This is a genomic window from Labedella gwakjiensis (genome assembly GCF_003014675.1).
Taxonomy (GTDB): Bacteria; Actinomycetota; Actinomycetes; order Actinomycetales; family Microbacteriaceae; genus Labedella; species Labedella gwakjiensis.
The window spans coordinates 3,418,870-3,430,288 of record NZ_PYAU01000001.1 but is presented as its reverse complement, the minus strand read 5'-3'; the positions used below and the strand labels follow the sequence as shown (position 1 = coordinate 3,430,288).

Genomic DNA, 11,419 nt, shown 5'->3' with positions numbered 1-11,419 from the left:
CGGGGCGTTAGCTCAGTCGGTCAGAGCAGCGGACTCATAATCCGTCGGTCGTGGGTTCAAGCCCCACACGCCCCACTCGTCCGTCGTCCGGCTGCGCGTCCGTGACACGACGAACACCATCCCGGTGGCCGCTTCGCCGCCGATGTCCGGTCGCCCCCTGAGGACGCGGCCGAGGGGCGCGACGGGTCGCGCGGGTCACCGACAGGGTGAGGCAGTGGATGGTTCCTCCCGTCCGGCCCAGCTGTTCCACTCGGGTGGAGCACGTAGGGCGTCCCCCTCATCGGTTACGGCAACAGGCAGCGCCGAACGCCACCCCCTGTCTCGCCGACGTGGAGCTTGTAGCGTGAGGACAACGACCGTCTCGTCGCGCTGTCGGCGCCGCCGGTTAGGGTGAAGACCAGCCGACGACCGATTCGACGAATCGGGGGTCGCGGAGACGAAGACCATCGGAACCGTGCGCGAGCTCGAGTGAGGGATGACGATGACCGATCACAACCAGAACACACCGGAATGGCAGGACCCGAACGGTCGCCAGGGCGCTCCGAGCGGGGGAGACGTGGAGGGCGGAAACCAGTCCGGTGGACAACAGCCCAGCGGCCAGCCGGGCCAGTACACGCACAACACCGGTGCCGCTCCGGAAGGTCAGTACGGCCAACCGGGTGAGTACGCCGGTCCGTCCCAGCATTCGGCCGAGGGACATTACGGGCAGCCGGGTGAGTACGCCTACCCGGACTCCGCGACGGCACCGGCCGGCTACACCGATCAGTTCGGCCAGCCAGGTCAGTACGGCCAGCCAGGTCAGTACGGCCAGCCAGGTCAGTACGGCCAGCAGGGCCAGTACGGGCAGCAGGGCCAGAACGGGCAGCAGGGTCAGTACGGTCAGCAGCCGTTCGGCCCCTCGTCGTCCTCCCATCCGAACGAGACGGGCCAGCACGCTCCCTACGGGCAGCCCGTGGCGCCGTCCGGCTACCCGGATGCCGCCGCGCAGCCGAAGCAGCGGAGACCGCGGACGGACGAGAACGGCGAGCCCTACGGTGTCGGACCGTTCAGCCTCCGCGAGACCATCGTCGCCGGCCTCGGGGTCCTCCTCCTCATCGCGTCGTTCCTCCCGCTCGTCGGAGGAGAGTACGCGTCGTACGTCGGCTACTCCAACCTCTGGGGCCCTGCACCGTGGCTCGTGATCCCCGGCGCGCTCCTGTTCGTCGCCGCAGCTGCTCTCGTCGTGCTCCGGCGCACCGTGCCGTCCGTCCGCTGGCGGGTCGGCTCCCTCTCGGTCGATCAATTCGCCTCTGCAGCGGCGATCACCAGCGCCGGGTTCCACCTCGGCGCGATCTTCCTCATCCTCGGACTCGTGGGTTGGCTCGGGGGCTCGGTCAACGGCTTCACACCGGGAGCCGGCCCGATCCTCGGTCTCGTCGTGTCGCTCGCCGCCATCGCCGTCACGACCTTCGGCAACCGCATCCCGCCGTTCTCCGCCGACTTCCAGGGACGCTCCGAATCGGAGGCGCATCCGCTGGCTCGCGACCCGAAGGCCGTGCCGCAGCGGCCCAAGCCCGAGCCGCAGGCGCAGCAGCCCTGGGACGGAGCGCAGAACCAGCAGTCGGGTTCGTGGCCTGCCCCGACCGCATCGACGGCAGGGGGCTACGCGGAGACAGCGACCGGCGGCTGGCCGCAGGAGACCTCCGAGCCGTGGCCGGGAACCCCGGCAGCGTACGAGCAGGAGTCCGGAGCCCCGGCGACGACTCATCAGACCGACGCGCGCGCTCAGGACGCCGTCGTCGCCGAGCCTGCCGCCGGCCAGCCGGACCCCCGGGCGGTGTTCGACGCAGACACCCCCGATCTCGCGTCCGGTGGTTCCGCAGACCCGTCCCCGTCCGCATCGCTCGCCTCCACGCCGACGCCCACGACGGCGTACGAGCCGATCGACGAGTCGACGATCCTCCGGGAGCAGACGACCGGCGTCGAACCATCCACATCAGAACGAGTCGAGGGCGAGCCCGCCGTGCAGTTCGCTGCGTCCGAGCCCGCGGTCGAGGCCGCACCGGCGGAGGAGCCGCCCGCTCCGGCGGTCTTCGCCCCGTACTGGGTCCTCGCCCCCGAGAACCGTCAGGTCGTCGACATGTCGGACGGATCGCCCCTCTTCGAGGTCGGCCCGACGGCTTGGGCCCTCGCCGTCGGCGAGCACCACGGCGGACTCGTCATCCGAGCGGACGACGGTCGCGTCGGACTGCTCCGCTCGGTCGACGACCTCACACGCGGCTGATCGTCCGTCGCCCCGGGAGGCCGCCCACAGCGCGTTCCCGGGGCGACGTCATGGGCCGGTGCTCCCGGTAGGCTGAGGGGGCCATGATGCAGTCCATCGATCTCCGCGGGCGCACGCTCGACACTCTCGCCCTCCGCCAGCTCATCCCTCGACCGGTCGTCGATGTCGCCGTCGCCAGTTCCTCCGCCCGGACCCTGATCGACGACGTCGCAGAACGCGGCGAGGACGCGCTCGTCGAGCAGTCCGAGCGCTTCGATGGCGTGAGACCCCTCGCGCTGCGTGTGCCGCAATCGCACATCGACGATGCGGTCCGCTCCATGGACCCGGCGGTACGCGCCGCCCTAGAGGAGGCCATCAGGCGGGTCACCGCGGCCTCCTCTGCGCAGGTTCCCGCAGCTTCTCGCACGATGCTCGGCGACGGTGCGGTCGTGGAGCAGCGCTGGCACCCTGTCGATCGTGTCGGTCTGTACGTTCCGGGCGGCAAGGCGGTCTACCCGTCGAGCGTCGTGATGAACGCAGTGCCGGCGATCGTCGCCGGCGTGCGTTCCATCGCACTCGCCTCTCCCGCCCAGAAGGAGCACGGCGGTGGTGTCCACCCCACGATCCTCGCCGCCGCCGGTCTCCTCGGGATCACCGAGATCTACGCCATGGGCGGAGCCGGGGCCATCGGTGCGTTCGCGCACGGCGTCCCCAGCATCGGTCTCAGCCCGGTCGACGTGGTCACCGGGCCGGGGAACGTGTTCGTAGCGGCCGCCAAGCGCCTCGTGAAGGGACTCGTCGGCATCGATTCCGAAGCCGGAACCACCGAGATCCTGGTGATCGCCGACGAGTCAGCCGACCCTCGACTGGTCGCCTTCGACCTCGTGAGCCAGGCGGAGCACGACGAAGCGGCCGCGTCCCTCCTCGTGACGGATTCCGAGACGTTGGCGCGCGCTGTCACTGAGGTCCTCCCCAGCGTGGCGGCCGGCACGGCGCACAGCGAGCGCGTGAGAACGGCCCTCGCCGGCCCGCAATCGGCGGTCGTCCTCGTCGACGATCTATCGGCCGCAGCCGCCTTCAGCAACGTGTACGGACCGGAGCACCTCGAGCTCCAGGTGGCCGACAACGATGCCCTGCTGTCGGACATCCACTCGGCCGGCGCGGTCTTCGTCGGCCCACACTCGCCGGTGAGTCTCGGTGATTACCTGGCCGGCTCGAATCACGTGCTGCCGACAGGGGGAGGAGCCCGCTTCGCCTCCGGTCTGGGTGCCTTCACATTCCTGCGGCCCCAGCAGATCGTCCGATACTCCGGTCCCGCGCTCTCCGAGGTGGCAGACCACATCGTGGCGCTCTCCCTCGCCGAGGCGCTTCCGGCGCACGGCGAAGCCGTCACGGCCCGATTCACCCCACCCCACGCGGACTGACGGAGGCCCACCATGCACTGTCCTTTCTGCCGGTTCCCCGATTCCAGAGTGATCGACTCGCGCACGAGTGACGATGGCTTCTCGATCCGACGCCGACGCCAATGCCCGGAGTGCGGCCGCCGATTCAGCACCACCGAGACCGCCAGCCTGGGAGTGATCAAGCGCAGCGGGGTGGTCGAGCCCTTCAGCCGCGACAAGGTCGTGAGCGGGGTCCGCAAGGCGTGCCAGGGACGCCCCGTGACGGACTCCGATCTCGCCGTCCTCGCGCAGCGCGTCGAGGAGACGATCCGGCAGACCGGTTCCGCTCAGATCGATGCGAACGACATCGGGCTCGCCATCCTGCAGCCACTGCGCGAACTCGACGAAGTGGCCTACCTGCGCTTCGCGAGCGTCTACCAGGCCTTCGACTCTCTCGACGACTTCGAGGAGGCGATCACCCTCCTGCGCGTCGAGCATGCGGGCGACGAGCGTCCTCGCCGCGTGGAGTGAACCGGTCCAGCCGTCCCCCCTACCCCGGAGCCCGAATGTACCGAGCCCTCTTCTCCCTCTTCCTCAAGCGGCTCGACCCCGAGCGGGCCCACCACCTCGCCTTCGCGGTGATCCGATCGATCCCGCGCCTGGGGATCGCCGGAGCCGTCTCGCGATTCACCCGGGCGGAGCCGGACGAAGAGGTGCGCGCCCTGGGTCTGACGTTCTCGTCGCCGTTCGGCGTCGCCGCCGGCTTCGACAAGAACGCCGAGGCGATCATGGGGCTCGGCAGTCTCGGCTTCTCGCACGTCGAGGTCGGGACGCTCACCGCTCGTTCGCAACCGGGCAACCCGAAGCCGCGCATGTTCCGCTTCGTGGAGGACCGGGCCGTCGTCAACCGCATGGGCTTCAACAACGGGGGAGCCGCTGGTGCCGCCGAGCGCATCCGCGCCGTCCGATCCCTCCCCGGCCGCCCCGTCATCGGGGTCAACATCGGCAAGAGTCGTGTCGTCGAGGTCGACGATGCGATCGACGACTACCTGGAGAGCACCCGCGTGCTCGCTCCGCTCGCCGACTATCTCGTGGTCAACGTGTCGTCGCCGAACACGCCCGGCCTCCGCGGCCTGCAGGAGATCGACCGGCTCGCGCCGCTCCTCTCCGCCGTGAAGGCGGCTGCCGGTGGCACCCCGCTGCTCGTGAAGATCGCTCCGGATCTCGCCGACGACGAGGTTGTCAGGATAGCGGTCCTCGTCCAGGAGACAGCCCTCGACGGGGTCATCGCCACCAACACCACGATTTCCCGCGACGGCCTGACGACCCCGTCGAACGTGATCGAGGCCGCCGGTGCCGGCGGGCTGTCGGGCAAACCGCTCGCCGAGCGATCGATCGCCGTACTGCGCATCCTGCGACGCGAGTTGCCCGCGGACAGCTGTGTCATCTCGGTCGGCGGTATCGAGACGGCAGAGGACGTGCGTGAACGACTCGAAGCCGGTGCCACCCTGGTCCAGGGCTACACCGGCTTCGTCTACGCCGGGCCTTTGTGGGCCCGCGCCGTCAATCGCGGACTGGCTCGGCTAAGGGTGCAGCGCGGGCCCGTCGTTCCTACTCGGGGTACTGCCGGCGCTTGACCTGCGGCTTCGGCAGGCGCAGCACACGGAGCTGGAGCGACCTCATCGCCGCATACCACCGCACACCGCGCTCCACCTTGGACTCGCCGAACTTCGCTGCGAGGCGCTTCCGGAGCGAGCGGCCCAAGAGGAAGACGTCGATGAGGGCCAACAGGAAGAAGGCCCAGATCACGAGCATCGAGTAGACCTGCACCTCGGTGACCGGGATGAGTGTCAGCAGGATGACGGCGAACATCACGGGGATCAGGAACTCGCCGACATTGAATCGAGCGTCGACGAAGTCGCGGATGTACTTCTTCTGCGGACCACGGTCGCGCGCAGGGAGGAATTTCTCATCGCCCGCCGCGTAGCCGAGTCGAGCCTTCTCACGGGCCTCGGCCATCTTGGCGCGGGCTTCCTTCGCGGCGAGCTTGCGATCGCCGGGCACGAGCGGTCGCTTGTTCGCGGCCTCGCGTTCCTTGCGGGTGGGCGTCGGGCGCCCCTTACCCGCGGCGATGCGCGCTTCGGTCTCAGCGTCGCTCGACGACGTCGTCGTCGTCGGGATCTCTGTCTTGTTCCTGGTCACGGTCGGTTCCTCCACCCACTGGCTCTTAAGATTACCTGCATGAGCCATTCCCCAGCTGACAGCGTGCCCGCAGCCGAGCGCGATAGCGCGATCACCGACGCCGTCCGCCTCGGCCTGCCCACGACGATCGCCGATCTCTCGGCCCTCGTGCGCATCCCCTCCGTCTCCTGGGCGGCGTTCGATCCTGCGCACGTCCAAGCGAGCGCGGAGTCCGTCGCCGCCCTGGCCGAGAGCACGGGTGTCTTCGATTCTGTGCGGATCGCCCGCGCGACGATCGGCGACACCGATGAGGTCGGACAGCCCGCCGTTCTCGCCCGACGGTCTGCCCGGAACGGCGCCCCGACGATCCTGCTCTACGCGCACCACGACGTGCAGCCCCCCGGAAAGGACGAGGACTGGGACACCGAGCCGTTCGAGCCCACGGTCAGAGGTGACCGCCTCTACGGCCGCGGCGCTGCCGACGACAAGGCCGGTGTCATGGCGCACATCGCCTCGATCAGGGCTCTCACCGAGGTGCTCGGGCCCGACTTCGACCTCGGCATCGCCCTCTTCATCGAGGGCGAGGAGGAATTCGGCTCCCGGTCGTTCGAGACGTTCCTCGCGGACAATGCCGAGGAGCTGCGGGCCGACGCGATCGTCGTCGCCGACTCCGGCAACTGGGACGAGGTCACCCCCGCGCTCACCGTCAGTCTCCGCGGAAACGTCACCTTCCGCCTCTCCGTCCGCCCACTCGAACACGCGTCGCACTCGGGGATGTTCGGGGGAGCGGTGCCGGACGCGATGCTCGTGATGATCCGCCTCCTCGACTCCTTCTGGAACGAAGACGGCTCGGTCGCCGTCGAGGGTCTCTCCTCGCATGTCGGGGAGACCCCCGACTACTCCGAGGCGCAGCTCCGCTCGGAGACGGGGCTCGTGGACGGTGTCGGTCCGATCGGTTCGGGCTCCCTGCTCAGCCGCATCTGGTGGCAGCCGTCCATCACCGTCACGGGCATCGACGCGCCCACCGTCGCGAACGCCTCCAACACCCTCATTCCCGAGGTATCCGTCCGAGTGAGCGCGCGCATCGCACCGGGGCAGTCGGCCCAGGACGCCGCCGATGCCCTCATCTCCCACATCCGGGCACACACGCCGTTCGGCGTCGTCGCCCAGGTCGACGACATCGATACAGGAAACCCGTTCCTCGTCGACACGTCCGGTCCGATCGTCGCCGCCACCAAGAAGTCGATGGCGGACGCGTGGGGCGTGGAGCCTGTCGATTTCGGCGTCGGCGGCTCCATCCCCTTCATCGCGAGCCTCGTGGAGTCGTTCCCCGATGCAGAGATCCTCGTGACCGGCGTCGAGGATCCGCACTCGCGCGCTCACAGCCCGAACGAATCCCTCCACCTCGGTGTATTCCACCGTGCCGTCCTCGCGGAGGCGCTCCTGCTCGCACGCCTCAGCGCGGGGGAGCGATGAATCGGACCGTACGCGGGTCCCACGCGGTAGACTCGGTGGACCGGCGCTCGCCGGCCCACCGATGATCCGAGGAGAGTCATGACGGACACGATGACCACGGCCACCGACGCCGGCACCCCTGAGACCAAGGCTCACGGAGTCGGTCTCACGGACACCGCCGCGGCGAAGGTCAAGAGCCTCCTGGAGCAGGAGGGGCGCGAGGACCTCAGACTGCGTGTCGCGGTCCAGCCGGGCGGCTGCTCCGGCCTGATCTACCAGCTGTACTTCGACGAGCGTCTGCTCGACGGCGACGCAGCCGTCGATTTCGAGGGCGTCGAGGTCGTCGTCGACAAGATGAGCGTCCCGTACCTGGAAGGCGCCTCCATCGACTTCGAGGACACCATCCAGAAGCAGGGCTTCACCATCGACAATCCCAACGCGCAGGGCAGCTGCGCGTGCGGAGACAGCTTCCACTGATCCGTCCACGGCAAGCGGGGGTCGACCATCCGGTCGGCCCCCGCTTCCGCGTATACATGCGGATATCACGATTTCGACACGTCGTAGAACCAGGGCCCGTGGTCATCGGCTCTCGCCGCATTCGGGCTAGACTGTCAGCGAACCAACAGTGTCTTGCGAAAGGTCCCCAGGTGCGCTCGAAACGACTCCGATGGGCTGCAGTTCCGGTCGCCCTCACCCTTGCGGTAGTGCTCGCCGGCTGCACCCAGGCTGAACTGAACGGCTATCTGCCGGGCTTCAAGGAGGGCGAGGCGCCCGTCACGAACCGGACGGAGATGGTCTCCGGTCTGTGGACCAACTCCTGGATCGTTCTCCTCGTCGTGGGCATCATCACCTGGGGTCTCATCCTCTGGGCCGTCGTGGTGTACCGACGCCGGAAGGGCCAGACCGGCCTGCCCGTGCAGATGCGGTACAACATGCCGATCGAGATCTTCTACACGATCGTGCCGCTCATCCTGGTCCTCGGCTTCTTCGCGTTCACGGCACGTGACCAGGAGATCATCGAGACGCAGTACGAGAACCCGGACGTGCAGATCGACGTCTACGGCAAGCAGTGGGCCTGGGACTTCGTGTACAAGGGCGCTGCCGACGGCGAGGACGTCTGGTCTGCCGGCGTGCAGGCTCAGGACATCGAGGGCGATGACACCGAAGCCGGAGCCGTCGATCAGGACCAGCTCCCCACCCTCTACCTGCCGGTCAACGCCGAAGTCAACTTCGACCTCAACTCTCGCGATGTGCAGCACTCCTTCTGGGTCATCGACTTCCTGTACAAGAAGGACCTGTACCCGGGCATCACAAACCACATGGCCGTGCAGCCCCTCCGTGAGGGCACCTATGCCGGCAAGTGCGCCGAGCTCTGCGGCGAGTACCACTCGCGCATGCTCTTCAACGTCAAGGTCGTGTCGCAGGAGGAGTACGACGACTACATCCAGTCGCTCGTCGACCTCGGGAACGTCGGCGACTACGGCAGCACGTACGACAGGGACTACACGCCCGGCTTGACCGGCGGCGAAGGAACGGAAGAGGGAGCAGGCTCATGACGAGTGTCGTCGATCTGCCCGCGGGCCAGGCGAAGGTCGTGAACGCCAGCGGCGTCGACCGAAAAGGCAACATGGTGGTCAACTGGATCACCTCGACCGATCACAAGACGATCGGGTACATGTACCTGATCTCGTCGTTCTTCTTCTTCTGCATCGGCGGAGTGATGGCCCTCATCATCCGCGCGCAGCTCTTCGAGCCGGGCCTCGAGATCCTCGCGACGAAGGAGCAGTACAACCAGCTCTTCACGATGCACGGCACGATCATGCTGCTCATGTTCGCCACCCCGCTCTTCGCGGGTTTCGCGAACGTGATCATGCCGTTGCAGATCGGCGCCCCCGACGTCGCGTTCCCGCGCCTCAACGCCTTCGCCTTCTGGCTCTTCCTCTTCGGCAGCACCATCGCGGTCAGCGGATTCCTCACCCCGGGTGGCGCTGCCGCCTTCGGCTGGTTCGCGTACACGCCGTTGTCGAGCACCACCTTCACGCCGGGGCTCGGCGGTCACCTCTGGGTGTTCGGTCTCGGCCTCAGCGGATTCGGCACCATCCTCGGTGCCGTCAACTTCATCACCACGATCATCACCATGCGCGCTCCCGGCATGACGATGTTCCGGATGCCGATCTTCACGTGGAACACGCTCGTGACGTCGCTGCTCGTGCTCATGGCGTTCCCTGTGCTCGCCGCGGCCCTCCTGGCCCTCGGCGCCGATCGCGTCTTCGACGCCCAGATCTACGACCCGGCTCACGGAGGCGCGATCCTCTGGCAGCACCTGTTCTGGTTCTTCGGTCACCCGGAGGTCTACATCATCGCTCTGCCGTTCTTCGGCATCGTGTCGGAAATCTTCCCGGTGTTCAGCCGCAAGCCCATCTTCGGATACAAGACGCTCATCTACGCGACCATCGCCATCGCAGCGCTCTCGGTCACGGTGTGGGCGCACCACATGTACGTCACGGGCTCGGTGCTGCTGCCGTGGTTCGCGCTCATGACGATGCTCATCGCTGTGCCGACGGGTGTGAAGATCTTCAACTGGATCGGCACCATGTGGCGGGGGTCGATCACTTTCGAGACGCCCATGCTCTGGAGCATCGGCTTCCTGATCACCTTCACCTTCGGTGGACTGACGGGCGTCATCCTGGCGTCTCCGCCCCTCGACTTCGCGGTGTCGGACTCCTACTTCGTCGTCGCCCACTTCCACTACGTCGTCTTCGGCACCGTGGTGTTCGCGATGTTCGCCGGTTTCTACTTCTGGTGGCCGAAGTGGACGGGCAAGATGCTCAACGAGAAGCTCGGGTACTGGCACTTCTGGATCCTGTTCATCGGCTTCCACATGACCTTCCTCATCCAGCACTGGCTCGGCGTCGTCGGAATGCCGCGTCGTTACGCCACGTACTCACCGGAGGACGGCTTCACCTGGATGAACCAGGTGTCCACGGTCGGCGCCATGGTCCTCGCGAGCTCGATGATCCCGTTCTTCCTCAACGTGTTCATCACCGCCCGCACGGCGCCCAAGGTCACCGTGAACGATCCGTGGGGTTACGGCGCGTCGCTCGAGTGGGCCACGTCCTGCCCGCCGCCGCGTCACAACTTCACCTCCATCCCGCGCATCCGCTCCGAGCGCCCGGCGTTCGACCTGAACCATCCGGAGGCGATGCCCGTCGGCGTCGGCCCGGCCAAGGATGCTCCCGACGCACCGGTGTACGACGCCGGTTCCGAGAAAGTGAAGTGACGTGAGGGCTAATACCAACCTCTTCTGGCTGCTCACGGCCTTCTTCGGGCTGTCGGCAGTGGTGTACACCGGCTGGAATCTTCTCGACGACAAGCACATCGTGGAGTGGGTCGGCACTGTCGCATTGCTCCTGAGCACGGCGCTCGGGGCTTTCCTCGCGTTCTACCTCGGACGGGTCCACAAGAACCAGGGCGGTGAGCTGCCCGAGGACACCCTGACGGCGGACATCGACGATGGCGACCCGGAGATCGGGCACTTCAGCCCGTGGAGCTGGTGGCCGATCTTCCTGGCCGGCGCGCTCGCGCTCGTCTTCCTCGGAGTCGCAATCGGGCCGTGGATCGCCTTCATCGGCCTCCCGCTCGTGCTCATCGCCATCGTCGGATGGTGCTACGAGTACTACCGCGGCTACTTCGCCCGCTAGGAGATCACGTGACCCTCATCCGACGGGGATCGCTCGACGATCGAGATGCCGTTTTCCAGCTGGCCCGACAGTTCGTGACCGAGACGGCGTCCATCGATCTCGACGGATTCACGGTCGCCTTCAACAACGTGATCCGGTGGCGCGAGAACGAGACCAATGTGCTCCACGTCGCAGAGAACGATGAGGGCGCCGTCATCGGCTACACCCTCATGAGCGTCTCACGACTGCTTCACGTGTCCGGTCTGACCGCGCACCTCCAGGAACTCGTCGTCGACGAGTCCGCGCGCGGCAAGGGAGTCGGCTCCGACCTCGTATATGCGAACGAGCTCTATGCGATGGAACGGGGCGTTCGGAGACTGACGATGTCGACATCTCGCGCCGGCGAGTTCTATCGTCGCCTCGGCTATGAGGTCACCGCCGAGTTCTACAAGAAGATCCTCCCCGCCGGCGGCTGATCG

Annotated in this window: 11 protein-coding genes and 1 tRNA gene; 11 read left to right on the top strand and 1 reads right to left on the bottom strand. The window is 67.4% G+C overall.

Annotation, left to right across the window (positions count from 1 at the left end; translation table 11 throughout):
• The first annotated feature begins 1 nt into the window (after nucleotide 1).
• From CLV49_RS16120 to CLV49_RS16100, 5 genes are all read left to right on the top strand, one after another.
• Nucleotides 2-75 (top strand) — tRNA-Ile (locus tag CLV49_RS16120).
• Nucleotides 76-481: 406 nt separating this feature from the next.
• Entirely contained in the window at nucleotides 482-2,263 is a 1,782-nt protein-coding gene (locus CLV49_RS16115) for a hypothetical protein (protein ID WP_127054243.1), read from the top strand.
• 83 nt (nucleotides 2,264-2,346) lie between these two features.
• Nucleotides 2,347-3,666 carry a histidinol dehydrogenase gene (gene hisD, locus CLV49_RS16110; RefSeq protein WP_106564446.1) on the top strand — a complete coding sequence of 440 codons (1,320 nt, stop codon included), beginning with the start codon at nucleotides 2,347-2,349 and terminating at the stop codon, nucleotides 3,664-3,666.
• A gap of 12 nt (nucleotides 3,667-3,678) precedes the next feature.
• Nucleotides 3,679-4,155: a transcriptional regulator NrdR gene (nrdR, locus tag CLV49_RS16105; RefSeq protein WP_106564445.1), complete on the top strand. Its 477-nt coding sequence runs from the start codon at nucleotides 3,679-3,681 to the stop codon at nucleotides 4,153-4,155.
• A gap of 35 nt (nucleotides 4,156-4,190) precedes the next feature.
• Complete coding sequence (locus CLV49_RS16100; RefSeq protein WP_106564444.1) at nucleotides 4,191-5,261, top strand: quinone-dependent dihydroorotate dehydrogenase; 1,071 nt, start codon at nucleotides 4,191-4,193, stop codon at nucleotides 5,259-5,261.
• Here the strand turns inward: CLV49_RS16100 and CLV49_RS16095 are convergent.
• Nucleotides 5,236-5,826: a DUF3043 domain-containing protein gene (locus CLV49_RS16095; RefSeq protein ID WP_243696526.1), complete on the bottom strand. Its 591-nt coding sequence runs from the start codon at nucleotides 5,824-5,826 to the stop codon at nucleotides 5,236-5,238. The two genes, CLV49_RS16100 and CLV49_RS16095, sit on opposite strands and share 26 nt — an antisense overlap.
• A 39-nt stretch (nucleotides 5,827-5,865) precedes the next feature.
• Here CLV49_RS16095 and CLV49_RS16090 point away from each other — a divergent pair, with 39 nt between their 5' ends.
• The 6 genes from CLV49_RS16090 (at nucleotide 5,866) to CLV49_RS16065 (ending at nucleotide 11,416) form a co-directional block, all read left to right on the top strand.
• Entirely contained in the window at nucleotides 5,866-7,281 is a 1,416-nt protein-coding gene (locus tag CLV49_RS16090; RefSeq protein WP_106564443.1) for a dipeptidase, read from the top strand.
• Nucleotides 7,282-7,359: 78 nt separating this feature from the next.
• Complete coding sequence (gene erpA / locus CLV49_RS16085) at nucleotides 7,360-7,737, top strand: iron-sulfur cluster insertion protein ErpA (protein WP_424978120.1); 378 nt, start codon at nucleotides 7,360-7,362, stop codon at nucleotides 7,735-7,737.
• 170 nt (nucleotides 7,738-7,907) lie between these two features.
• Nucleotides 7,908-8,816, top strand: coding sequence for an aa3-type cytochrome oxidase subunit II (gene ctaC, locus CLV49_RS16080; RefSeq protein ID WP_106564442.1), 909 nt, complete (start codon nucleotides 7,908-7,910; stop codon nucleotides 8,814-8,816).
• Nucleotides 8,813-10,540 carry an aa3-type cytochrome oxidase subunit I gene (gene ctaD, locus CLV49_RS16075; protein ID WP_106564441.1) on the top strand — a complete coding sequence of 576 codons (1,728 nt, stop codon included), beginning with the start codon at nucleotides 8,813-8,815 and terminating at the stop codon, nucleotides 10,538-10,540. The genes ctaC and ctaD overlap by 4 nt, the downstream gene beginning before the upstream one ends.
• A gap of 1 nt (nucleotide 10,541) precedes the next feature.
• On the top strand, nucleotides 10,542-10,961 hold the full coding sequence (locus tag CLV49_RS16070; RefSeq protein ID WP_106564440.1) for a cytochrome c oxidase subunit 4: 420 nt from the start codon (nucleotides 10,542-10,544) through the stop codon (nucleotides 10,959-10,961).
• An 8-nt stretch (nucleotides 10,962-10,969) separates the two neighbouring features.
• Complete coding sequence (locus CLV49_RS16065; RefSeq protein WP_243696527.1) at nucleotides 10,970-11,416, top strand: GNAT family N-acetyltransferase; 447 nt, start codon at nucleotides 10,970-10,972, stop codon at nucleotides 11,414-11,416.
• Nucleotides 11,417-11,419: the final 3 nt, after the last annotated feature.